The 25,790-nt window shown below is 45.1% G+C and carries 15 protein-coding genes and 1 pseudogene; 13 read left to right on the forward strand and 3 right to left on the reverse strand.

From position 1 onward, the window contains the following. Positions 1–41: 41 nt before the first annotated feature. The 10 genes from OP864_RS10645 (at position 42) to OP864_RS10690 (ending at position 19,431) form a co-directional block, all read left to right on the forward strand. Complete coding sequence (locus OP864_RS10645) at positions 42–1,286, forward strand: hypothetical protein (RefSeq protein WP_270098173.1); 1,245 nt, start codon at positions 42–44, stop codon at positions 1,284–1,286. Between the two features lie 181 nt (positions 1,287–1,467). Further along, positions 1,468–2,655 (forward strand): hypothetical protein, encoded by a 1,188-nt coding sequence (locus OP864_RS10650; RefSeq protein WP_270098174.1) that lies wholly within the window; start codon positions 1,468–1,470, stop codon positions 2,653–2,655. A gap of 81 nt (positions 2,656–2,736) precedes the next feature. Then, positions 2,737–3,999 (forward strand): 2-oxoglutarate dehydrogenase complex dihydrolipoyllysine-residue succinyltransferase, encoded by a 1,263-nt coding sequence (odhB, locus tag OP864_RS10655; RefSeq protein WP_270098175.1) that lies wholly within the window; start codon positions 2,737–2,739, stop codon positions 3,997–3,999. Between the two features lie 825 nt (positions 4,000–4,824). Beyond that, positions 4,825–7,725, forward strand: coding sequence for a putative LPS assembly protein LptD (locus OP864_RS10660; RefSeq protein ID WP_270098176.1), 2,901 nt, complete (start codon positions 4,825–4,827; stop codon positions 7,723–7,725). Between the two features lie 407 nt (positions 7,726–8,132). Next, positions 8,133–8,744, forward strand: coding sequence for a Holliday junction branch migration protein RuvA (gene ruvA, locus OP864_RS10665; protein ID WP_270098177.1), 612 nt, complete (start codon positions 8,133–8,135; stop codon positions 8,742–8,744). Between the two features lie 341 nt (positions 8,745–9,085). Beyond that, the gene (gene sov / locus OP864_RS10670; protein WP_270098178.1) at positions 9,086–16,360 is read left to right on the forward strand and encodes a T9SS outer membrane translocon Sov/SprA; all 7,275 of its coding nucleotides are present in this window, start codon (positions 9,086–9,088) and stop codon (positions 16,358–16,360) included. Between the two features lie 400 nt (positions 16,361–16,760). After that, positions 16,761–17,027, forward strand: coding sequence for a hypothetical protein (locus OP864_RS10675; RefSeq protein WP_270098179.1), 267 nt, complete (start codon positions 16,761–16,763; stop codon positions 17,025–17,027). A 5-nt stretch (positions 17,028–17,032) separates the two neighbouring features. After that, positions 17,033–17,350 (forward strand): hypothetical protein, encoded by a 318-nt coding sequence (locus tag OP864_RS10680; RefSeq protein ID WP_270098180.1) that lies wholly within the window; start codon positions 17,033–17,035, stop codon positions 17,348–17,350. Between the two features lie 130 nt (positions 17,351–17,480). Further along, the gene (locus tag OP864_RS10685) at positions 17,481–18,887 is read left to right on the forward strand and encodes an AAA family ATPase (protein WP_270098181.1); all 1,407 of its coding nucleotides are present in this window, start codon (positions 17,481–17,483) and stop codon (positions 18,885–18,887) included. A 1-nt stretch (position 18,888) separates the two neighbouring features. Then, complete coding sequence (locus OP864_RS10690) at positions 18,889–19,431, forward strand: hypothetical protein (RefSeq protein WP_270098182.1); 543 nt, start codon at positions 18,889–18,891, stop codon at positions 19,429–19,431. 153 nt (positions 19,432–19,584) lie between these two features. Here OP864_RS10690 and OP864_RS10695 read toward each other — a convergent pair whose 3' ends face one another. After that, the gene (locus OP864_RS10695; protein ID WP_270098183.1) at positions 19,585–20,016 is read right to left on the reverse strand and encodes a DUF2141 domain-containing protein; all 432 of its coding nucleotides are present in this window, start codon (positions 20,014–20,016) and stop codon (positions 19,585–19,587) included. A gap of 376 nt (positions 20,017–20,392) precedes the next feature. On the opposite strand from OP864_RS10695, the gene OP864_RS10700 reads away from it, so the two are divergent. The 3 genes from OP864_RS10700 to OP864_RS10710 all read left to right on the forward strand — a co-directional run bounded on the left by OP864_RS10700 (position 20,393) and on the right by OP864_RS10710 (position 23,869). Beyond that, positions 20,393–20,722, forward strand: coding sequence for a DciA family protein (locus tag OP864_RS10700; RefSeq protein WP_015693012.1), 330 nt, complete (start codon positions 20,393–20,395; stop codon positions 20,720–20,722). Positions 20,723–20,734: 12 nt separating this feature from the next. Continuing rightward, positions 20,735–21,643, forward strand: a complete 909-nt coding sequence (miaA, locus tag OP864_RS10705; RefSeq protein ID WP_270098184.1) for a tRNA (adenosine(37)-N6)-dimethylallyltransferase MiaA — start codon at positions 20,735–20,737, stop codon at positions 21,641–21,643. A gap of 99 nt (positions 21,644–21,742) precedes the next feature. Then, entirely contained in the window at positions 21,743–23,869 is a 2,127-nt protein-coding gene (locus OP864_RS10710) for a T9SS type B sorting domain-containing protein (RefSeq protein ID WP_270098185.1), read from the forward strand. 520 nt (positions 23,870–24,389) lie between these two features. Here OP864_RS10710 and OP864_RS10715 read toward each other — a convergent pair. Together OP864_RS10715 and OP864_RS10720 are read right to left on the reverse strand one after the other, a co-directional pair. Continuing rightward, on the reverse strand, positions 24,390–24,812 hold the full coding sequence (locus OP864_RS10715) for a hypothetical protein (RefSeq protein WP_270098186.1): 423 nt from the start codon (positions 24,810–24,812) through the stop codon (positions 24,390–24,392). Positions 24,813–24,916: 104 nt separating this feature from the next. Then, a pseudogene (locus OP864_RS10720) lies at positions 24,917–25,646 on the reverse strand (hypothetical protein); the annotation flags it as partial. Positions 25,647–25,790 lie beyond the last annotated feature (144 nt).

The raw sequence follows: 25,790 nt of genomic DNA on the forward strand, positions 1-25,790 counted from the left end.
ACCGCCCAATTTTACGATTTTCCTGCAAAACAATTCTACCAATGAATATACTCAAAACAACTAATTTTTCTGCTGTTAGGGGCCTCCGCCTCGCTTCGCTCGTCGGCGCTATGCTGCATAGCTCGCAGGTCTGCTCGGCCCAGCGCAGGCGAAGCCTGCGCCGGTCTGGCCCTGCGGGCCACTATTCCGCAGCGCTAGGCCGAGGCTTCGCTCTTCTCTTCCTTTTGGCCCTTTTGCCGCAGCTCCTCTTGGCCCAAAAACCACAGATTAAGTTTCTGCAGCAAAAACATTATGTGCCAGCCCTCAATAAGGGCTTGGAGCTGCAAACCCAAACCGAAAAGTACTTTAATGAATATGGGGCCGTCACTCGAGAAGAGTACTTTAAGATGAGCTTGGACAGCAACCTCAATAGCCAACGCAAAATTATTCATAGCTATGATAGCCGAGGCCGCCACCAAAATAGTCTGCACTACAATGGCGATAATCTGCTAGAAAGAGAGGTGAAGATTTATTGGGACCAAAAGAACAATAAGAACAAAATTGAAGAAATTTCTTATGTAGATGGTCAACAAGCTTCGGTGGCCATTACTTATCTGCTTACTTATGATGAGGCAGGGAATAAGGAGGTAGAACAGTACTTTAATACAAAGGGCGTAGTGACCCGCCAGCGAAATTGGTTCTACAACAAACAAGATGAGGTCATCCGCTCTTTGGAGCTGGTAGAAGAACCCAACCAACCCCGCAAAGAGATTAAAACCCGCTACAAAAGGGACCAAGATGGCTACCTCACCAAATCCATTACCGTCGAAAAGGTCAATGGGAAGCTTTTTAGAAAAGATGTTCGCTACTTTGAGAATAGCTTTCTCATCCGCTGGAAAAAATACATTGAGGGCAAGTTCGTGAGCGAGTTTGTCAATGAATACCGAGATAGTGTGCTGATTCGCCAAACCGAAAACGAACGCTTTGACCCAGAGAAAAAGCGCAAGCGCTCTAAAAAAGAAAGCATCTGGGTGACCAATACAGAGTATGATGTTTATGGAAATATTTTGGTCCAAACCAAAAGCCGAAATGAGCAGGTGGTGAGCATTGTACAATATGCCTATGATGATTATGGTAACCGCATCAAAACAATCAAAATCAATAGAGAGAGTAACGAAAAAGAAGAAGAGCGTTTGACCTATGACAAATGGGGAAATGTGGCCAGCTTAGAGCTGCTCAAAAATGACCGCATTGTGTATAAGGATGAATTTGTATATGAATATCACCCCCGCAAACGCAAAGATTAGGGCCCTCTGGGTCTAGAAGGCGGCGCAGCCGCCTGGCTGAGGGATGGATAGCAGTGGCCCGCAGGGCCAGACCAAAGCCCAAAGGGCTGCAGGGCCGAGCAGGCCTGCGAGCTGCGGTACAGCCCGACCCGGCCATAGGCCGGGGCAGCCCCAAAATTGAATCCTCATTAAAACTATATAAATGTTTAGCCGATTAGTTTTTATTAGTTGTTGTTTGGCCTTTTCGCCCTTGCTTCAGGCCCAGTTAGAGATGCGTCTCGATAGCATCAGCCAGATTATTCAGCATAGCTATAGCTTTACCGAAGAAGGCGAGCAACTGCTGAGCATTTTGCGAGAGTCCGTTTATGATGATGAGCAGATTATGACGCGGCAAGACCGCTGGCATTATGCTTATCCGAATGGAAAGAAAACCGCCAAATTGCACTACCACTATAGCTATAACCCCAACAGCTATATGGGCGAGTTTTATAATGAATATTTGGCCTATGAAGGCGGCCCCAAAAAGGCCAAAAAGAAGAAAACGACCTTTAAAAGCCACCAACATAGCGCTACCGAAAGAGAGCGGGTGCAGCAGTTTGATGCCCAGGGAAAACTAAGCCGAGCGAGCGAAAACCGCTACGATAAAAGCGGGCAGTTGGTCTATAGCAAAAGTACGGATTATAGCTACTCGCCCCCCCTAATTCATATTGATGAGGTGGAGCGCAATGCCGCCGGCCAAATTGTAAAATGGACCGCCACAGATAAAAGCGAGCTGGGCACCGAAAAGGTAAGAGAAATGAATTGTAAGTACCTTTTTGATACCCTCTTGCTAGAGTCTACGGGCTATGTCTATAGCGATTGGAACCAAACAATCAATAAGTACAACAAAAAAACAGGCGAAATTAAGAAGTCGACGATTAGCTATGGCCTGCGCCAAACGAATGGCAAAGTGACCATCCGCCACAAAAAAGTGAGCAAGTACAAAAACAATCGGCCCATTAAAAGTGTAGAATACAACTACAAAAAGAAGTTTAAGACCTCTAAATTTAGCTATAATGGCCCAGTGGCAGTGGCCACCGAAAAAGTCGACTATAAAGACAAAAAGGAAAAGGACATCATCAAGACCGAGAAAAAGGTCTATAATGCTACTGGAAAACTACAACTCTATGAACGGGCCATTGATGGCGAACCCCAATACCGAGAGCAATATAGCTATGATGCCGCCGACCGCCTGCTAAAATATACCGAAACGGAGTTTAGAGAAAATGGAGCTCACTCTATTACTATCATTGAGTATAATATTCGCCAAAATCCAGTGAAAAAACAGCTTTTTCAAGGCGATAAGCTGCTCAAATTAGATGAATATAGCTACATCTATCAGGAAAACTAGGCCCCAAGGCAGTCGCCTATATCTAGAATTATTTATATATTGGAAGTAGAACCATATACCACCATAATTTCAATTTAAGAAATGAGTATTATTGAACTAAAAGTACCCGTAATTGGGGAATCAGTTACAGAGGTGACGCTATCGGCCTGGCTCAAGGAAGATGGCGCCTATGTAGAACAAGATGAGGCCATCTGCGAATTTGAATCAGATAAGGCCACCGTAGAAGCTCCTGCCGAAAAAGCAGGTAAACTTATTTGGGTTGCTGCCGAGGATGATGATATTCCAATCGGTGGCGTTTATGCCAAAATTGATACGAGCGTTTCTGGCGGCAGCAGCGAATCTACTCCTGAAGTAAAGGAGGAAGCTCCCGCTCAAGAAGAAAAAACAGAGGAGGCCGCTCCTCAAGAGGATAGCTATGCGGCTGGACATCCTTCTCCCGCTGCTCGCAAACTCATGGATGAAAATGGCCTTACTGCCGCCGATATCCAAGGCACCGGCAAAGATGGTCGTATCACCAAAGAAGATGTACTCAAGGCGATAGCCAACAAGCAGGCCGCGTCCCAAAAAGAGGCCGCTCCCAAAAAAGAAGAGCCCAAAACGGTGGCCGCTCCTCCTGTTAGTGGAGCCGCTAACTTTAGCCGCGAAAAACGCCAAGAGAAGATGTCGCGCATGCGCCGTACCATCGCTTCTCGCTTGGTCTATGCCAAAAATGAAACGGCCATGCTCACTACCTTCAATGAGGTAGACTTGACCAATATCATGAAGTTGCGCAAAACTTACCAAGAGGATTTTGTGAAGAAATATGGCATCAAACTCGGCTTTATGTCGCTCTTTGCCAAGGCTTGCGCTAAGGTCCTTATGGAAATGCCTGATGTGAACGCTCAGCTCACAGAAGATGGCAAAAACCTCATTTATCACGATTATGCCGATATTTCTATCGCCATTTCTACGCCCACTGGCCTAGTGGTGCCTCCCGTTCACAATGTGGAGTCGCTCAGTTTTTCTGATATCGAGTGGAAGATCAAGGAGCTAGCTGGCAAGGCCCGCAGCGGTAAATTGACTTTGGATGAAATGAGCGGCGGAACCTTTACCATTACCAATGGTGGCGTTTTTGGCTCGATGATGAGTACGCCCATTATCAACCCCCCACAATCGGCTATTTTGGGTATGCACACCATCCAGCAGCGCCCCATGGCCGTAGACGGCGAGGTCAAAATCCGTCCCATGATGTATTTGGCCCTTTCTTATGACCACCGCGTGATCGACGGTAGCACTTCGGTGACCTTCCTCGTGAAAGTTAAAGAATTGCTCGAAGATCCTACTCGCTTGTTGCTCGATCTCTAGATTAATAGGCCTATAAAGCATAATGGACCAACCTCTTTTTGGGGTTGGTCTTTTTTTTGGGGCTGCTCGATCCTCTTGCTTTTTGGGGCTGCCCTTATCGGCGGGTTAAAACCCACCGCAAGTTTGGCATCGCTTCGCGAAGATTTATCAATGAGGGTTGAAACCCTCATGAATTTTTGGCCGGGTCGATCCTACTGCTTTTTTGGGGCTGCCCCGGCCTTTGGCCGGGTCGGGCTGTGTCGTGGCTCGCTATTCGCTCGGCCCTGCGCAAAAAATGCAAAGCATTTTTGCTTGGTCTGCGGCTGCGCCGCCCCACTTTCCATCCCTCAGCCAGATTTAATCGCGCTGCTTTGGCCATGGTTTGCTATGAATTTTCTGCTAGGCCAGCTATTTTTTAAGGGCATAGCCTTCGCTATGGCCGAGGAAAATAGGGCCGACTAGCGGGAAATTGCTGCAAACTATAAAAGTGAGTGCGTTTAAATCTGGCTATTGCCGCGTCGCTGCGCTCCTTTGCGGCGGCTTTGCCGCCTGCTAGACGTATATTTTCTAACATTCTATGCAAAAACTTGGGGCTTTGGCCTAAAAAGTAGGATTTTTGCGGGGCCAACGCCTTTGCCTTGGTCTACGTCTATAATTATAGGGCCAAATGAAGGGGCTTTGCCCCTTTGGCCGCAGGCCAAAACGGCTTAGGGATGGACAGCAGTGGCCGCAGGCCAGACCGAGGCGCGCAGCGCCGAAGGGCCGAGCAGACCTGCGAGCTGCGACACAGCCCGGCCCGCCCTTCGGGCGGGCAAGCCCCAAAAAGATCAGAATAGAATAATAGCTATGCAAGCATTGATAAAAAGTCTCCTTTTTTCTGCCGTCATTTTGCTCCTTTTGGGGCAGTCGGCCTGCCGATACCCCTATTATACGCCCCAGGCCAAAAAGGCCCGCAAAGCCCTTCGAGCAGAAAAAAAGGCCCGCAAAGCGGCTGCGGCCCAACTGCCAAAAAGCGATACGACAATAGCGGCTAGCGATGAAGGGATTGATCAACTGCCCAGCAGAGACCCCAAGGCTAGAGGAGGCCAAAAAAAGGAAACTGATCAGCTCGTCGATGCCCCCGCTCTAGATAGTTTGCCGCCTAGCGATACGAGCCAAATGGCCCTTGCGGCCATAGATAGCAGCGGGACCGACAGCTTGCTCTTGAATCAGGTCGATAGTCTGCCGCCCATTGTCTTTAATCCAGATTCTCTAGATTCTCCTGTGCAATACGATGCCAAGGACTCGACTATTTATGACCTCATGAACCAGAAGATTTACCTCTATGGCTCGGCAGAGATCAACTATGGCCGCTATCAGCTCAAGGCGGGCTATATTGAGGTCGATTTTTTGACCTCAATTGCTACGGCCCAGGGTTTTCCGGATAGTACAGAGCCCTCTGGGATTCGAGAAATGCCCTACTTTTCGGATGGCAACCAAAAGTTTGAGGCCAAGAAAATCATGTATAACTTTAAGACCAAAAAAGGGAAAGTCTTTGATACCAGCACCGAGCAAGGCGACGGTTATTTTCTGTCAAAAGCCACTAAATTCATTAGCAAATCGGGAGATAGTACGGCCAGTAGTGACGTTTTATATGCGGGAGGCTGCACCTACACCACCTGCGACCACAAGCATCCGCATTTTGGCCTGAGAAGTAGTCGGGCCAAGGTGATTCCGGGTAAATTGATTGTGGTGGGCCCTTCCTTTATTGAAATTATGGGGAGTCCGACCCCTTTAGCCCTGCCCTTTGGCTTTTTTCCGATTACCAGCAGCCGAAAATCGGGCTTGATCTTGAGCACAAACATTGATTTTTCGCCAAACTGGGGCGCGGGGATTCGAGAAATTGGCTACTATCAGGTGATTAGTGACCAAATGGACCTCAAACTAACGGGGGACTTTTATACTCGGGGGACCTTTAGAGTAAATTTGGAATCCAATTATAAAATGCGTTATAAGGCCTCTGGAGCTTTGCGCATTAGCTATGCGCGGACCGTAGAGGACGAGCCAGGCACGCCAGATTATAGCTTGCTCAAAGACTTTAACATTAGCTGGACCCATCAGCAGGATGCCAAGGCCCACCCCAGCCAAAGCTTTGCGGCCAGTGTCAACTTAGGAACCTCGGATTACTTTAGAAACACCGAGCCCTCGGCCAATTTGACCTTACAATCTACCTTACAATCGAGTATTTCCTATAACAAACGCTTTTTGGGAACCCCTTTTTCTTTGGCCATTGCTGCCCGTCACTCGCAGAACACCAACAGCAATACCATGAACATTACGGCTCCGCAAACCACCTTGACCATGAACCAAATCTACCCATTTCAGCGGAAGATTCAGTTAGGTAAACAGCGTTGGTACGAGCGGATCGGCTTTTCTTATTCGGCCACGGCCAACAACAGCTTTCAGATTGCGGATAGCTTGCTTTTTTCTGCAGATGGTTTGGCGGATGCTATGGAAGAGGCCAAATATTCGGTGGTGCATTCGCCCAGAGTCAATTTATCGCTCAAATTATTTAAATACATCAATGTACAGCCCAATATTTCTTATCAGGAGAGCTGGTACTTCTACTCCAATGAGCAAAGTTTTGACCCCACTTTAGTCATCTCTGCCGATACCACCTTTGATGAGGACGACCCGACAATCATCTCGAATATTGATGCGGATACTACCTTTGGGACCTTAAACACATTTAGAGACTATGGTTTTAATGCGGTACGGAACTTTAGTGCGGGGGTAAACATGAGTACGCAGCTTTTTGCCACGGGGACCTATAATATTGGTCGTTTAGAAAAAGTGCGGGCGGTTATTCGCCCCAATGTTGGCTTAAGTTGGCGGCCCGACTACCAAAGTGATTTTTGGGGCTACTATGGCGAGGTACAAACCGATACGCGTTATCCGGATCGCTTGACGACCTACCGTCGTTTTGATGCTGTGCCTACGGGTGGGGAGCAGGCCCTATTGACCTATAGTTTGAATAGTCGGATAGAGGGAAAGTTCAAGCCATCTCGTCGAGACACCAGCCAACAGAAGAGCAACAAATTTCCGATCTTGAACAACCTGAATGTATCGGGGAACTACAACTTTGCGGCGGACAGTCTGCGTTGGTCCACCATCAACTTGAACGCCAACACCACCTTATTTAAGATGGTCAATGCTACCTTTTCCATGGTTTTTGATCCCTACATTGCCGATCAGAATACGAATACGCGTCTAAACACCTTAGAGTGGACCAAAAACGGTCGTTTGGCTCGTTTCACTTCTGGGGCCTTGGCCTTGAGTACGCAAATCAACCCCAACTCCCTCAAGCAATTATTTTCGGATCCGTATAAATCGAAGACAAAGAAAGAAGAAGAGGCCAAATCCTTTGACATTCTTCAGCAATTGAGTTTGAACTACAACCTCAGATTTAATCGGTCTTATATAGAGGGGGTAGATAGTTTGCAATTTACGGCCAACGAGCTATCTATGTCGGGAGCTTTTCGCTTATCTAAAAACTGGGACATTCGGATTTACAGAATGGGCTATGATTTTGACAAAAAGCGGATTACTTATCCGGACTTTGGGTTTAGTCGATCCTTGCATTGTTGGGAAATGGGCATGCGTTGGCAGCCGGAGCAGCGGACCTGGAACTTCTTTGTGCAGGTGCGTCCGGGTTCATTGGGCTTCCTTAAATTGCCGGTGAACAAAACTCGTTTTGATGACTACTAAGGACTAGTTTAAAGGCCCAAAACTTAGGTTTTGGGCCTTTATTCTTTGGGCCAATGGAAAATCTTCTGTTGTAAAAAGGGCCGAAGGCCCGCGGCTGAGGGGCTGTAGCAGGGCCGCCGCAGGCGGCAGACCGAGGCGGCTTGCCGCCGAAGGGCCGAGCAGACCTGCGAGCTGCGCAATGGCCCGACCCGCCTGCAGGGCGGGGCAGCCCCAAAAAATTAAGAAACAGTTAGTAAAAAAGCAGGGAGAGCTTGGCATTTTTGCAAGTTCGCAAAAATCTATTGTATCTTAGCGACTTGTAAACCCGATTGATTAGCCCTATTTTAGGGCTTTTTTGCATCTAAAGGCAGACAAATGGGCTAGAGTGCCCACGTTTTGCCTTTTGTTATCGTTATCTAAAGGAAATTATGATTGCCTACTTGCATGGTAAGCTCGTATATAAGAGCCCTACAGAATTGATTATGGATGTTGCTGGCGTGGGATATCGTCTTCACATCAGTTTGCAGACCTATCAGGCGGTGCAGGCCTTAGATGAGGCCAAGCTGCTCACGCATCATTTGGTAAAAGAAGATCAGGAGGCCTTATATGGCTTTGCTACAGCGGAGGAGCTGCAACTATTTGAGCAGTTGATTTCGGTATCTGGAGTGGGGGCCAATACGGCTCGGGTCTTATTATCGGCTATGTCGGCCAAAGAAATTCGGGGGGCAATTATTGCTGAAAACGTGGCGGTTTTAAAGTCGGCCAAGGGAATTGGACCAAAATCGGCCAAGCGGATCATTTTGGAGCTCAAAGACAAATTGCTCAAAGAAAGCGGCGCGGTGAGCGAGGCCATTGCGGCTTCTATTCAGGGCCAAACGGTGGGGGAGAACCCTATTCGTTCGGAGGCATTGGATGCGCTTTTGGCCTTGGGCTTTAATAAAATAAAGGCACAAAAAGTGCTGAACAAAATTCTCAAAACGGAGCCAGAGATGCAAGATGTGGGGCAACTCATCAAGTTAGCCTTGGCTCAAATGACTTAAAATCTAGTATTATTCGATAGCAATTTTACCCAATTTTTAGATAGGAATGAAGGCATTATTTTATGTACTGCCCAAAGTATTATGAATATTTTTTGGGGCCTCCGCCTCCCTTCGGTCGTCGGCGCTACGTTTCGCAGCTCGCAGGTCTGCTCGGCCCTGCGGCCTGACGGCCTTGGTCTGCGGCTACGCCGCACTGCTCCACATCGCTAGGCTAGACCTCCTCTTGGATAAAAAACGGGCAAAATGCTTTGGTACTAGACGGCTTTCCCCTTCGTTACTATCTTCCCTCTATCTCCTTTATACTGGCTTTTTGGCCAGCAGAATCAATAGACGCTATCCTTATGAATGCGAAAACTGCAGCTTTGCAGCTACTGCTGTTCTTTCTTTGTGTATCGCAAACAATGGGGGCCAATGGACCTCATTTTTATGGGCCGAGCCTGTCGGCTGGTCCAGATTGGCCATTAGGGCCAGATATTCCGAGCTATCCGACAGCGGATAGTTTGCCACCGATTAGCGAGCGCTTTGGCGACTTTGTCCGTGATCGGAGCAACAACCCCTTTGACCTTAAAGACCCTAAGGCCATTGATAAAAAAGTGACCTATGATCCTCGTTCGGGCCTTTATGTTTTGACCGAAACGATCAATGGCAGCAATTATCGTCCGCCCGTTTATATGACCCTAGAAGAATACCTAGAGTGGCGGGCCAAAGAAGAGGACCAAAACTATTTTCAGGACCTCTACCTGATGGACCGTCAGCAGGCGGGAGAAGACCCTATTGAGCCCTATAAAGAGCGAATTAAAAACAGCTTGGTGGATCGCTTGTTTTGTGGCAGCAACTTCGATGTGCGTCCACAGGGAAATATTGACTTGACCTTTGGGGCCGATTTTCAGCGCATTGCCAACCCTATTTTGACCGAGCGGCAGCAACGTCAGGGTGGCTTTGACTTTGATATGAACATGCAGCTCAATGTGGTGGGGAAGATTGGGGAGAAACTACAGCTCTCCTTTAACTATAACACCCAAGCCACCTTTGACTTTGACCGGCAGATTAAGGTACAATACCTCACCGATACGCCTTGTTCGGAGGATGATATTGTGCGCAAAATTGATGCGGGTAATGTGAGTTTCCCCTTGCGGACCTCTTTGATTCAGGGGCGGCAAAACCTCTTTGGTTTTATGACCGAATTGCAGTTTGGTCGCTTGACGGTTTCTATGGTGGCTTCTCAGAGCCAGACACAGCGCAAGGAAATCTCTATTCAGGGAGGGGCGCAGCAGCAAAACTTTGAGGTAACCGCAGATAATTATGATGAGAATCGCCACTTTTTCCTTTCTCATTATAACCGCAATACCTATGAGGGGAACATGCAAAACCTGCCACAAATCAATAGCTTGTTCAACATCACCAAAATGGAAGTTTGGGTAACCAACGACCGAAATGTGACCGAGGGCGTTCGAGATATTGTGGCCTATGCCGACCTAGGAGAAACCGATGCGGATGTAATGCTCAATGCCAACCGCTTGAATGGGGCAACAGAGCAGGGCCGCGATCTCTATGGCCGTCGCTTGCCAGACAACTATGCCAACACCCTTTATGATGAGCTCTTGAACAGTGAGCGGGCAAGGGGCTTGCAAACGGCAGTTTCTGAATTGCAGACGGGCTTCAATATGACCGATGCCAAGGACTTTTCTAAAATTAGAGCTCGTAAACTATCGGCTACAGAGTATAGTTTTCATCCACAATTGGGTTTTCTCTCTTTAAATGTATCGGTAAAGCCTACGGATGTGATTGCGGTGGCTTATCAGTATACCTATAATGGAAAGACCTATCAGGTGGGGGAATTTGCTCAGGATTTGCCTATTGATGCGGATACTTTGAACGTGATGCACCTCAAATTGCTCAAGGGCGTACGGACCCGAGTGGACCTACCGATTTGGGATTTGATGATGAAGAATATTTATTCTTTGGGGGCTTATCAGGTCAATAGTGAAGACTTTCGCTTGGATGTATTTTATCAGGACCCCGGGGGAGGGGAGAAGCGCTTTATTCCAGAAGGGCCTGTATCTTCTGTTCCCTTATTGCGTCTTCTGAACTTAGACAACCTCAACCGTCAGGGCGACCCTATGCCTGATGGTCAATTTGACTATGTGCCAGGATTGACCATTTTGCCACAGAATGGTCGGGTAATCTTCCCCGTCCTAGAGCCTTTTGGGAGTTCATTGGAGCGGGCCTTTTTATCGGATCCAGATGACCCCAGCAGCTTGAGCAACTTGGCGCAGCGCTATGTCTATCCACAGCTCTATGACTCTACGGTTACTCGGGCCAGAGAATTTCCGGAGTTCAACCGTTTTATCATTCGAGGAAGCTATAAGTCCTCTGTATCATCAGAGATTTCTTTAGGGGGATTCAATATTCCTAGAGGATCGGTTGTGGTTTCTGCTGGTGGAGCGGTTTTGACCGAGGGCAGCGACTACTCGATTGATTATAATCTGGGCCGAATTAAAATATTGAATGAGGCCTACTTGAACTCTGGGCAGCCCATTCGGGTAGCCTTTGAGGACAACTCGACCTTTGGGTTTAATCGACAATCTTTCTTTGGGACAAGGTTTGACTACTTTATCAATAAGAACTTTAACATTGGAGGGACCTTCTTGCATTTGTCGGAGCGGCCCTTTACCCAAAAAGTAAACTATGGCGATGACCCTATTGCCAATAGTATTTATGGTTTTGATGTACAATATAGTAGCGAATTGCCTTGGTTGACCAAGGCGGTGGATTTTCTACCTTTGATCTCGACCAAAGAAGCTTCTTCTATTACTTTTAGTGGGGAATTTGCGCATTTACTACCGGGCTCACCTTCTGTAATTGATCAGGCCAATGATGATGGCGGGGTCGTCTTTTTGGATGACTTTGAGGGAGCGGCCAGTAACTTCAACCTCACCATTCCTAGTCTAAATTGGCAGTTGGCCTCTACTCCTCGTGGAGATGGCAACGACCTTTTTGCAGAAGCTAACCTCATTGATAGCCTGCCTTACAATAAGAATCGGGCAAGAATTGCTTGGTACCAACTAGATCCCGACCTCATTAGCAATCCGCCAGATAATGTGACGGCAGATGAGGCCAAAAGTGTTTATGTCCGACAGTTCCGTCAGGATGAAATCTTTAGAAACTTTACCGTCTCAGCTATTCAAAGTACGCTTTTACGGACCTTTGACTTGGCTTATTACCCTAAGGAAAGAGGCCCCTATAACTTTGATGCTCAATTTGATACCCTTGAGGCTGATAAGCATTGGGGTGGGGTAATGCGTAGTTTGCAAAACAACGACTTTGAGGCCAACAACATTGAGTTTGTAGAAGTTTGGGTCATGAGCCCATTTAAAGAAGGCTATGGCGGCAATGGGGGAGAGCTCTACATCGAATTGGGAGATGTCTCTGAGGATATTCTTCGAGATTCTCGCCTGTTCTTTGAAAATGGCCTCCCCGCTGATAGTACTTCTTCTATTCGGACTGATGAGACGAACTGGTCTAGAGTACCCCGTACTCAAGCCATTACAAATGCCTTTGATAATGATCCCGATATCCGCGACAAGCAGGATGTGGGCTTAGATGGCTATGATAATGCTAGTGAGGCCATCAAGTATGCCGATTATCTAGATTCTTTGGCTGCTATTTATGGGACCAATAGTGCTATTTACCAAGAAGCACTCAATGATCCCTCAGGCGATGACTTCCTCTATTTTAGAGATGAGTTTTACGATAATAATACGGCTCCCAACGGAGAGAACCCCATCCTTTGGCGCTATAAGCGATTTAATAACCCCCAAGGGAACTCTACCCCTGATGGGAACAATACTTCTTTCACTTCTACCTCTACCAATATCCCCAATACTGAGGATATTAACCGAGATAATACCTTGAATGAGGAGGAGTCTTATTTTCAGTATCGCATTCCCATTGATCGCGTGAATGGTAGCGATGAAATGGCCTTTACTCAATATACCTTTGACTCTGTTGGGGTAGATTATGAGGGCCCCAATGGTACGGAAACCGTTTATTGGTATCAGCTGAAAATTCCAATTGACCAATATACCAAAAGAGTAGGGGGGATTAGCGACTTCCGCTCGATCCGCTTTATTAGAATGTATATGACGGGCTTTGAGGAAAAAACAGTCATGCGTTTTGCTCGTCTGGACCTCATCCGCAACCAATGGCGCCGCTATATTCGGGCACTCCGTGAGCCTGGTGTATACTTGCCCACTGAAAATGACAATGAAACCGCCTTTGATGTGAATGCGGTCAATTTTGAGGAAAACAGCCAAAGAACGCCTTATCCTTATGTCTTGCCTCCTGGTGTAGAGCGAGAACAGGCAATTGGTGCCCTGCCCAATACCCTGCAAAATGAGCAGTCGCTCTCTATGAATATTCAAAACCTAAAGGATGGAGACGCTCGGGCCATTTATAAAATTGTCAATTTCGATATGCGGGTTTATGAACGACTCAAAATGTATGTACATGCCGAGTCTTTGCCCGATTGCGCCATAGAGAACGATCCCGGAGACCTCAAACTCTTCGTTCGCTTAGGTAGCGATTTTGAAAACAACTACTATGAGTATGAAATTCCGCTAGAAATGTCTACTGCTTTTGGTTCTGCCGATCCAGAAGATATTTGGCTGGAAAATAATGAGCTCAATTTTAGCCTAGATGCGCTCCGCAATCTTAAAATTCAGCGAGATTTACTCAATGTTTCGCTTAGCTCACTTTATACCGAAAGCGATCCCGATGCGCCCAATAATAGCGTGAAAATTATTGGTAATCCCGACCTTGGCGTTGTAAAGGGCGTTATGGTGGGTATCCGAAATACGAAGGATGACGGACTCAACCGCTGTGGCGAGGTTTGGATCAATGAGCTGCGCCTAACTGGTTTTGATGAACGAGGCGGAACCGCCGCACTTATGCGTACCGATATCAAATTGGCCGATTTGGGGCAACTCACCCTTTCTGGGCAGTTCAAATCAATTGGTTTTGGCCAAATTGAACAGCGGGTTAACCAAAGAAGCCGAGAACAACTCATTCAGTATGATGTGGCAGGTACCTTCAACCTAGATAAGTTCTTCCCGAAAAAATGGAAGCTTAAGGTGCCTTTCTATGCGCAGTACTCTCAAGAAATTCTTACTCCAGAGTACGATCCCTATCAGCTAGATATTCGCTTAACGGATAAACTACGAGCCGCCACAACAGCCTCGGCCCGTGATTCTATCCGCCAACAGGCCCAAAAGGTCCGAACCATCTCTAGCTTTAACTTTACTAATGTGCGTAAGGAAAGAACGGGCAAAAGACGTCTGCCAACAGATCTCTCGAACTTTAGCTTTACCTACGCCCAAAGTAATAACCATTATCGCTCTCCCATTATCGCCTCAGAAGAGCATATCGAAAACCGTGGCGTGATTGACTATAATTATGCTCCAGGCCTTCGCCCCATTTATCCCTTCAAAAAACTCTTTAAGAAGAAAAATAAATGGCTAGCCCTAGTGCAGGATTTCAATTTCAATCCCTTGCCCAATAGCTTTAGTTTCCGCAATGAAATGCGCCGAAACTTTACCGAAACCACTTACCGCTTTTCTCAAGATGCCTATAGCACTTGGTACGATAAGCGCTTTAGCTGGGACCGCTCCTATAATCTCCAATGGGACTTTGCCAAATCACTCAAATTTAATTTCTCGGCCACCAATAATGCGGTGATCGACGAGCCCTATGGCCGATTAGATACAGAGGAAAAACGCGATAGCGTTTGGCAAAATATCCAAAACCTGGGACGGAATAAGAACTATCAGCACAATATGACGCTCTCTTATGCCCTGCCCCTAAATAAAATTCCAATCCTAGATTGGATTAAGGTGCGCGCCCAATACCAAAGCAATTATAACTGGAGTGTGGCTAGCCTCAATACCGACTCGCTCGGTAATGTGATTGGCAATACCCACAACCGACAACTCAATGCAGATTTTCAGTTTACTAAGCTTTACGCTAAATCAAAGTACCTGAAAAAGATTGATAGCAAACGGAAAAAGAAGAAGAAAAATAACCGCCCTAAACCCAATAAAAAAGGCGGTAAAGAGGATAAAAATAAGGAGGAAAGAGAACCCTCTATGGCCGAACGCCTCCTGATTCGCCCTCTCTTACTTGTTCGCCGTGGCCGAATTACTTATCAAGAGGATTATGCTACCTCTATCCCCGGTTTTATGGGCCAACATACTATCCTCGGCCAAGATATCAATAGCTTTGGCGCTAATCTGGCCCCCGGCTGGGACTTTATTACTGGACTCAATCCTACCGGCCGAACGGCCACTACGGCCTGGCTAGATCAAGCCGCTAGCTCGGGCTGGATGACCGATAATATTTTCCTCAACCAACAGGTGACGCAGTCGCATAACCAAAGTATTTCGGCTAAATTTACCCTAGAACCTTTCCGCGATTTTAAAATTGATGTGGACCTCAGCAAAACGCTGACGGAAAACTTCTCGGAGAATTTTAAAATGGATACTATCGGCGGGAGCTTCCAACACCTCAACCCTATGGAAATTGGTTCGGTGAATATTTCTTATCTCCCCATTTTGTCCACCTTTGACCAAATCGGAACCAACGGCAGCAATTCTTCCGCTACCTTTGAGGAGTTTGAAAATAATCGCATTATCATCTCTAACCGCATCGGCGATGCTAATGGCGTAACCGATTTGCACGATGATACCACCAATAATGCCGGCTACCGAGAAGGCTATGGCCGATACCAACAAGATGTGCTGATCCCCGCTTTCTTGGCCGCCTATGGCGGACAAGATGCCAATACCGTCAAGCTAGGCGATATTCGCGGACTTCTGCCTATGCCAAATTGGAAGTTGACTTACAACGGACTAACGAAAATCGATTTCTTCAAAAAGTATTTCTCTAGCTTTAGCCTTACTCATGGCTATCAGTCGAAATTAACGGTCAATAGCTTTGCTACCGACCTTGATTTTGAGGAAGATCCCGAGCAAAAAGATCCCAATAGCCTCAACTATTATTCTAGCTTCGAGATCCCCGATATCGTGATTACCGAGCAGTTTTCTCCCCTGATTGGCCTCGATATGCGCCTGAAAAACGGCCTTTCGGCCCGCTTTAATTACAAAAAATCGAGAAACCTCTCGATGAGCTTTGTCGATTACCAACTCTCAGAAACCAAAACTTCTGAAATTACTGTGGGCCTAGGGATGCTCATCAAAAACTTTACGCCCGATAAGCTGAATATTTTCCGCAAGAAGGGCAAGAAGAAAACAAAGAAGAAGAGCAACAACTTTGACTTTGATTTTGGGAAGACTATTCCTAAAAATGAACTGGACATTAAGTTCGATTTCTCTTTCCGAGACGACAAAACGGTCAATCACGTCCTTGACCAAAATAACTCGGTCGCTACTCGCGGAATGAAGACGATCCGAATTTCGCCTTCTATTGATTATGCCATCAATAACCGCCTGACGATCCGATTATTCTATGATTATAACCGCACGATCCCCGCGGTATCGACCTCTTTCCCGGTCACTAATACCAAGGCCGGGGTTACGGTACGCCTCTCTTTGGCCCAATAAATTACGGCCAAAATGATGAACGGTCAGTGGAGCTTGCTCTGCTGACCGTTTTTTTATGTGCTGTTTTTTTGGGGCCTCCGCAGCAAAGCTGCGGCGCTACGTTCCGCAGCTCGCTGTTCGCTCGGCCCTGCGGCCTGACGGCCTTGGTCTGCGGCTGCGCCGCACTGCTGCACATCGCTAGGCCGATAAATAGCCCAAAATTAAAGCAAAGTCTTCTTGCTATAGAATCATTTCACTTTTGTAAAGTCTCCCTTACTTTGGAATAAAAAAATACTAGGCTATAGGGTGATTTACTTTTTTTTAGTATATTTAAATTCTGATAATAAATAATTAGTATAGTTGCATATTTTGAGATATGGGGTGTAATTGTACATTATGTATACCAATAAAGAAATGAAAAATGGATAAGAAAGAGTATATAAGGAGGCTGGGCTGTTTTTTGACCGATAACGGAATGACAATGGATGGTCCAAACTTAGCTGAACATCTTAACTGGAACAACTTTAGAACAAGCTATGGAACAGAGTATGTTGGAAAAAGAGGAACTTATACTTTGATACATGCAACTTATGATTGGCTTGTATCTATCGGAGAACAAGCAGATGCAGATAAAGTAGCAGAAGCATTTAGAAAATCTGATAACACGTATGCTTATCACAAATCTTGAAAAATATGGGATACTATTTGAAAATAGCAAATGAGCAAATGGATGAAATGGAAGCTTTGTTATCAAAAGATAATAATCTTACATATGAAGAAGAGGAAAAGTTACAAGAGTTATATCATGAGGTTAAAGAGAATTTAGAAATAGGGGCTGATGAAGTTTTAGGTGGGGATCGATACTTAGAAAAAAGACTTAAAAACCTGAATGAATCAAAGAAGAGGTTTAAGGCTTTGTGTGAAGAATTCGAGACACCAGATGATATAATTAACTCAACACTGAATAATCTGTTCCCAGATGAAGATAGCATGGAGGGATTCGATTGGTAATTTGAGTAGATAAAAATAAGGGGAATGCTTATATATTTGTAGGCAACCTAAAACAGCCACATGATATAAACCGTTATTGCTAAGCAAAAGAAAACTAAATTACCTTTGGAGTAAAAAATGAAAATATTTTATGCAAAAAATTCAAATAGATAATTTTGGGCCACTTGAAAAAGCCGAAGTTGAAATAAAACAAATGGTTGTTTTAATAGGAGAGCAGGCCAGCGGGAAAAGTACAATTAGTAAATTAGTATATTTTTTTAAATCATTGAAAGAAGACTTATTTACGTTGATATTCAATAATTTAAGGAGTGGTGAAGACATTAGAATTTTGTTTATAAAGGAAATTCAACGAAAGTTTTATAGGTTTTTTGGGTCGACAAAACATTTGCCATTTTTTAAGATAAAGTATTTTTATACTCTAGAAAAGACAATAGAGCTTTCTTTGAACTCTAGTAAGTATCTTAATGTTGATTTTGGATATAATTTTTATGGGGAAATTGGGGATGAAGTAGCCCACCTTTTCGATGCGATTAAGCAACCCTCTATTGGAAAAAATACATATGAGCTAATCGCGATAGAACAATCTAAAAATAAATACCTTAAACAACTTAAAAAGATAGTTGATAAATTGTTTGAAGATAGTATGCCTTCTTTATTTGTCCCTGCTGGTAGAAATATTACTGTTACCTACACGGAACAATTTAAGTTGGATTTTTTTGGTAATTTATCCCTTGAAAATGAAAAAGAAAGGACAAGGAATGATAGAAGTCAATCTGTTGATATTCACCTAATGCTTGAATTTTTGAGGAAAATAGAGGCAATAAAAGAGACATTTAAAAATAATGATTTTGACTCGCTGATTAACCTAGAGTTAGGTTTTGATAGTATTGATAAAAGTTACTCTAAGGTACTGAAAGAGGCAAAAGAAATTATATTTAAAATACTTAAAGGTAAGTATGTACATGATAGATTTGGTGAAAAGATTGTTTTTGACACTAAAAAGAGAAAGTATGTGCATCTGAATAATGCATCATCAGGTCAACAAGAATCAATTAGGATATTACAAGATTTATTTTTAATTCTGCTTAATAAAGAGGATGTCTTTAGGGTAATCGAGGAACCTGAGGCTCATCTTTATCCATTAGCACAAAAAAATTTAATTGAGTTAATAGCAATGGTTGTTAGTTACACTAACAGTCAAATAGTCATTACTACTCACAGCCCTTATATTCTAAGCGTGATTAACAATTTGATTTTTGCAAAAGGTATAAAGTCATTAAAAGAGAAATATCCGGAAAAAGGCATAGAAGTACCTAAGGTAGATAACACAGCTATTATCGACCCTTTAAAGTTTCAGGCCTATGGAATAAAGAATAGCCAAGAATGGGAATTTATTTCAATTTTTGATTCTGAAAATCAGTTGATTGGTGAAAATTATTTAGATGAAATCTCACAAATAGTTGGAGATGAATTTGATAATATGTTTGAAGTCTATAAGAAATTAAAACCTCGTAAAAGAAAGAGAAAAATAGATTGATATGATTAACGAAATCAGAAGAATATTTGGCCAATCAAGAACAAATAGCTGCTTGTCAGTTGAAAGTAGAAACAAATTTCTTATTGCAGAAAATGGAGCAACAAATCAAAGTTATATTGTACCTAGTTCACATACAACTATAAATTCAGATGAATGTTTAGTTGTTGAAAATCCTTGTGGAAAGGATGTCAATCATATTTCAATAGACGCTTGTTTTCTGACTCGGAGGTATGGATATAGTGGACAAAAATGTGATTTCATTGCTTTTACAGATGAAAAGTTTTGCTTCGTAGAACTGAAATCTAATGCTACAAGTGTAGCAAGCAGGTCGAAAAATCTAAAAAAAGCACGGAATCAATTAGGGGCTACTATTGACTACTTTGACAATAACAGCCTTAATTTTTTGAACCATACCTTGGAAGCTTATATAGTCCTAAAAAACAGATTGTATCCAACACATCAAGCAAGTATCCAAACAAGAAGGAAAAAATTTTTTGATGAATACGAAGTTGATTTATTTGAAAAAAGTGAAGTAGAATTTTAAACCAAGGCTAAAATGGCAGGTGGGGCTAATAGCCTCACCTGCCGTTTAGTATTACACAAGTACGCTCTTTAACTCTTATTAGGGAAGTACCAACTCTCATAAGTATCTCTAGAGCTTTTTTTACAAAAAAGATGAGCCTTAAAAAGATTTCCTTTACTCATTTTTTAGCCGGATCCTAATCGATTTATTTTCTTTGGGCCCCAAGCTAAAGCTGGCCGCCTTAAAGCTGGGCGGTCCAGCCAAAATTTTGGGGTCATTAGAAAAGCCATAGGGCTCTGTAGGAATACCAAAAAAGTTAAGGTCTAGCCGACCATTGCCATTGAGATCTTGAAAAAAGGCTAGGGCATATTGGCCCGGCGGCAGGGGCGCCAGCGATATGCTCAAAGGCAGTTTTTTGAGGGGCAAAGCCGCTTTTCGGAAGGCCAAAGGCTCTTTCTGAAAGCTTTGGGCGCTATTATACAGCGCATAATAGATTTGGCCCTCTACTTTTTTGGCCGACTCTAGCTGAATGATTAGCTGTTGGGCCGAAATGGGGCTAAAGCAGAGAAAAAAGAGGGCAAAAACAAGCAAAAAAGGAGGAAACATAAGCAGGGGGGATGTGCAAGGTTTGAAAATAAGAGGAATATTGATCGAGGAGGGCCGAGAGGTTAATTGCATGAGGGTTTTAACCCTCATGCATATATATCATGGCGAAGCCATACCGCTCTTGCTGTAGGTTTCGACCTACAGCATCGGCCTAGCGATGTGAAAGGGGGGCCGAAGGCCAGACCGAAGCGCGCAGCGCTGAAGGGCCGAGCAGACCTGCGAGCCCTGAAACGTAGCGCAGCAAGGCGAAGCCGCAGCTGAGGCCCCAAAAAACAAACAGCAGCATAGAAAAAAAGGTTAAAAATCCAATAGCAGAAAGCCGTGAAAAATGTATTACTTTTGTCTTTCAGCCGATTAGAAGCATAAACAGCAGCCTATGAAATCATTGGAAGACCTACACAATAGCTTGCCCTATCGCAAGTCAAATGACGATAATTTTGGGAATGTACTGGGCAAAATGTTGCAAGTATATGGCCTGAGTGACAAGATGCGGGAGTTTCAGATTCGGAACTACTGGGAGCAGCAAATGGGGCCAATGATTGCGGAGCACACACAATCTATTTTTGTAAAAAGGCGCAAATTATTTGTGCGCATGCGCTCTGCGCCCTTGCGTCAGGAGCTGCTTTATGGCAAGGCCAAACTCTTGGAATTGCTGAATCGGCATTTGGGAGAAGAATACTTGAAGGATGTGGTCATTTTGGCCTAAAACAGCGGAATAGTGTCGCAATTATTGCAAATTTTGGGCCCCACGGCCAGCGGAAAAACAGCATTGGGCATTGCCTTGGCCCAGAAGTGCGGGGCAGAAATATTTTCTTGTGATGCTCGGCAATTTTACCGAGAAATGGAGATCGGAACGGCCAAGCCAGATGCGGAAGAACTGGCCGCGGCCCCGCATCATTTTATCAATAGCTTGTCGATAGAGGACAACTATACGGTGGGGGATTATGAGCAGGATATTTTGGCCGCTTTGGCCAATTATTTTGAGCAAAAAGAGCTGGCTATACAATTGGGCGGCTCGGGATTGTTTGCTCGGGTTACGGCAGAGGGCCTAGATGAATTTCCAGATGTGCCCGCAGCTGTTCGAGAAGAACTAGAGGCCGAATTGGCCGAAAAAGGCTTGGACGCTTTGCAGCAAGAACTAGCCGAAAAAGACCCTCAATATTATCAAGAAGTAGATCGGCAGAACCCGAGAAGATTAGTTCGGGCCCTAGAGATTTGTCGGGCCACGAACAGGCCTTATAGTAGCTTTAGGCAGCAAAAGCGGGCAGTTCGTCCGTTTAAAGTCATAAAGGTTGCCTTAGATTGGCCCAGAGAACAGCTCTATGAGCGAATAGACCGCAGAGTTTTGCTGATGTTAGAGCAGGGCCTAGAGGCTGAAGCCAAGGCCTTGTACCCAAAAAGAGCGTTATTGTCCTTAAAAACAGTAGGTTATCAGGAGTGGTGGCCGTATTTTGAGGGCCAAATTGATCGGGCCGAAGTCATTCGCCTGATTCAGCGCAATAGCCGCCGCTATGCCAAGCGACAAATGAGCTGGTTGCGCAAGGAAAAAGATGTACATTGGGTAAATGCTCAACTGCCTTTTAATGAACAAGTTGAGGCCGTTTCGAGCTATTTGAAATCGCTATAATTAACGTTTAGTTGACTCCTAAAGGTTGGATATTCCTAACAATGCTCGTATTATTGCGGCCTTAAAGAGAAATTTCAGCTTTATATCAAAAATAAGTAAATGAAACAAACGATTAGTTTCCTCTTCGCCCTCTGCTGTAGCTTTCCGCTAGTAGCACAACTTACAGTTACCTTAGATAGCACACAGGATGTGAGCTGTAATGGCAATAACGATGGGGCTGTTTTTGTCACGGCAGACCTTAATAGCTGTAGCTCAACTACCGTTTTAATCAATGAGTTTTTAGTAGATGGACCTGGAACTGGAGACGGAACAGGTTGTGGCGCCAATGGCGACCCCCTCTCTGAAGAATATATTGAGCTCATCGCTCCCGCAGGTACAGATTTGAGCTGTTATGTATTGACCGATGGCGACTGGATTTTGACGCTGCCCGCAGGCAGTATCGTCCCCTCCGATGGCTTGTTTACTATTGGCCATAATAACTCGCCTTTGCATGTTGGTAATGGAACTACCTTTGACCTAGATGTAGAGGGCTGTAACTGTATCGCCGATGTAGGAGCACTAAGTTGTCAGGACCTTATTTTTACCAATGGTGGAGAATACCTTACTATGTATGACGCCAGCGGAACCTTTATTGATGGGGTGATTTATGGCAGTCCGAGCAGTGTGAATAATACGCCTACCCCTGGAGATATTATCAGCACCTCTGGCTTGACGGGTTGTGTAGGCAGTGTAACTATCCCCCCCCTCGCTAGCTATGCCACAATTAGCGTTTCAGGAGATGTCTATCAGCGTGACCCCGATGGTGGAACCACTTGGGCCGCTACCAATGCCATGACGCCCAATGCTTGTAATACTGGCGGAAGCGCAAACCTAAGCTTCCTTTGGTCCAATGGAGACACCACCGAAGACCTTTCTGGCTTGGCCGGAGGTACTTATACCCTAACTGTAACAGAAAGTAATGGAACTACGGCTACCGTAAGCGCTACTATCAATGAACCTACCGCTATTGTGGCCACTTCTAGCTTGACCGACCCCAACTGTCCGAACAGCTTGGATGGCGCTATCGACATTAGCGTAAGCGGCGGCGCCAATGCCTATACTTTCGCTTGGTCGAATGGTGAAGTTACAGAAGACTTGACGAATGTGGCCGCAGGAAGCTATAGCGTGACCATCACGGATACTACTGGCTGCGAATTGGTCGATAGCTACCAACTCAATACGCCTTCTGGCTTTGCCGTAGCGCTCGATTCTGCCGTTTCGCCCCTTTGTAATGGCGATGCTAACGGAACAATTGATGTGACGGTAACAGGAGGCATTGCCCTGATCACCTACCTTTGGTCCAATACCGCCACCACCGAAGACCTTAGCGCTTTGGCCGCTGGCACTTATGCCCTTACCGTTACCGATGGCAACGGCTGTACCGATACTTTGTCGGCTGTTTTGCAAGATCCTACTCTACTTACCGCTAGCAGCAGTAGCCAAGATGAAAGCTGCGCCCTCAATGATGGCCAGATTGATCTTAGCCCCCAGGGCGGAACTGCTCCCTACACTTTCCTTTGGTCTGATGGCTCTACCACAGAAGACCTTAGCGGATTGAGCGCAGGAAGCTATAGCGTGACGATCAATGATGCGAATGCCTGCCAAACAACAGCTACGGCTCAACTGGCTGCTGCCACGCCTCCCGCACTTAATCCTAGCCTAGGTTATAGCAACCAACAAGATACGGCCATGGATTTGGGCCTGACTATTCCCGCTACTACTGGCGCTAATGAAGCTGGCGTAAGCTATAGCTGGACCTACAGCCCAGCAGGCGGCCTAAACCTCAGCTCCGATACCCTTAGCGATATCGAACTAAGCGGCTTGAGCGTAGGAAATTATACCATTACCGTTAGCGCTACGGCCAACAACTGTACGCTCAGCGAAACACTTACGCTAGAAATTACCGAATTGCCAGAGCCTGCCGTACCTTCGGCCTTTACGCCCAATGGCGATAATATCAACCCCAGTTTCCGCGCCCTCTATCTAGATGCCGCCTATGTGGATGAGTTCAAGATTTATAACCGCTGGGGCCAATTGGTCTATGACAATGCCGATAACCCCGTTTGGGATGGAACCATTGAGGGAACTGTACAGGCCCGCGATGTCTATATTTATCTCATTAGCTACCAACGCCCACAAGATAGCGAGCCCGTTGTGCTCCGTGGCCAAGTGACGCTTTTGCGCTAACTTATTCGCCCAATAAAAAGAGAGCTCCCCTTGCAGTGTTTTGCTGTAAGGGGAGTTTTTTTTGGGGCTGCCCCTTCCGCTAGGTTAAAACCCAGCGCAAAGCGGTATCGCTTTGCGAAGCTATACAAAATGAGGGTTGAAACCCTCATGAATTATCGGGCGGGTCGGGCTGTCTCGCAGCTCGCAGGTCTGCTCGGCCCTGCGCCGCCTTTGGCGGCTGGGTCTGGCCTTCGGCCACTGCTGTCCATCCCTCAGCCGCGGGCCTTCGGCCCTTTTTAACTGTAGGTTGAAACCTACAGCCAGATGGTATTGCTGCGCAATGAACTATGAATGAGGGTTAAAACCCTCATGAATTTAAACTTAGGTTGAAACCTACAGCAATAGTGGTATTGCTTCGCAATGAGCTATGAATGAGGGTTTTAACCCTCATGGATTAAACGGCATCTAAAATTAAACAAAAGCTGCAGGGATTGGCCCAAAAAGAACAAAGCCCCAAACGGAAGTTTGGGCTTTAGTTATCTTATAGTTTAGGAATGTCTTTAATGTAACGTTGGCACTCTTTGCTCTTTTGGAGCTTAAACTGCCCAGCATCTCGCCCTGTTAGTGTACCTACTCTAAGATTCTGAATCTGGATAACATTATTGCCATTGTCAAATTCTATATAGCTGGTATAGTCAAAGCTTAAGAAGATATCAAATCGGCTAGCATTATAGTTTTTTTGAAGGATTTTTTCTTGATAGGCCATTTGACTTTCAAACTTACCGATAAGGCCATCTTTGCTAACCCCAATCAAAAAGGGCAATCCAAGAACTGTAATTCTAGTCTCTAAGGAACCTAGATTTCCGTACTCATCGCCAACTAGTCTAACCTGAAAGCCAGCTATATCCTGCATACTAAGGCCTAACTTCTCCAAGACTTCCTCTTGAAGTCCTTTCGTAGTCATCTCAATAAATTGATACTCTCCATTTTTAGCTTCTTGAATTACGGTCAGGCCAGAAGTGTCTCTTATGCCTAATTTGAAGCATCCACTTCCTTTTACAGCTAGTGCTCCAACTCCTCCTCCGTCAAAAAGTCATCTTTGGCCAGGGCTTGGTCCAAAATGCTTTCTAGTTGATTTGGGGAAAGGACATAAGGCGCAATGGTGGACTCAATAAAGCGCGATTTAGCTCTATACTTCTTAATCTTTTCTACCGCATCATAACGCTCAAAAATTTGGACCAATTCTTCTAAAAATGTACTGGACGGCTTGTTGTCTGCCTGCTCTACTAAAGCCTTAATATCTGCTGCAATCAGACGGCAAACTTTGAGCTTTTTACCTTGAGAAAAGCAGATATACAAATGATTTAGAGCATTCGTTCTTAGCCATTTGTCTTTTTGAATATTGCTTTTTAGGCTTTTTGCTTTATCTGCTAAATCTAGAGCATTCTGAGCAAATTGTAATAAAAAATCAGTTTTGGGAATATCCTCTTCCTTAAGGGCCAAAAATAGTTGCTCCAAATTGGCCTTATCCATTTTGGGCTGCGGCTTAAAGGCTTTTAGGCCCTCTTTGGTCTTGAGCAAAGCCGCCTTTAAGCTTGGGCGATCGGAATCCTCTGCAGGAAGCTCCTGATAAAGCGCATAGAGTTCTTGATACTGTGCCAGGGTTTCTTCATAAAGGGCTGTGTCTTCTTCATACTGCTGCTGCTTTGCCAAAAAAAAGTTCTCGCTGCTTTATCTGTAATAGATTTAGGTGGCCAAAAAATAAACTGGATAAGAGAAAAATGGCTAATGCTTTCATCGCTTTGTTTTTTGTGTTTACTTAAAGGTGGCAACCTTTATTTGTAGACGCGAAATAAGTTTGAAATTTTTATCCAAAAATGGCCGAAGCGAGGACTTCCATTTGGCCTAGCGATGTGCAGCAGTGCGGCGCAGCCGCAGACCA

Origin of the sequence: Saprospira grandis (assembly GCF_027594745.1) — a bacterium.
GTDB classification, from domain to species: Bacteria; Bacteroidota; Bacteroidia; order Chitinophagales; family Saprospiraceae; genus Saprospira; species Saprospira grandis.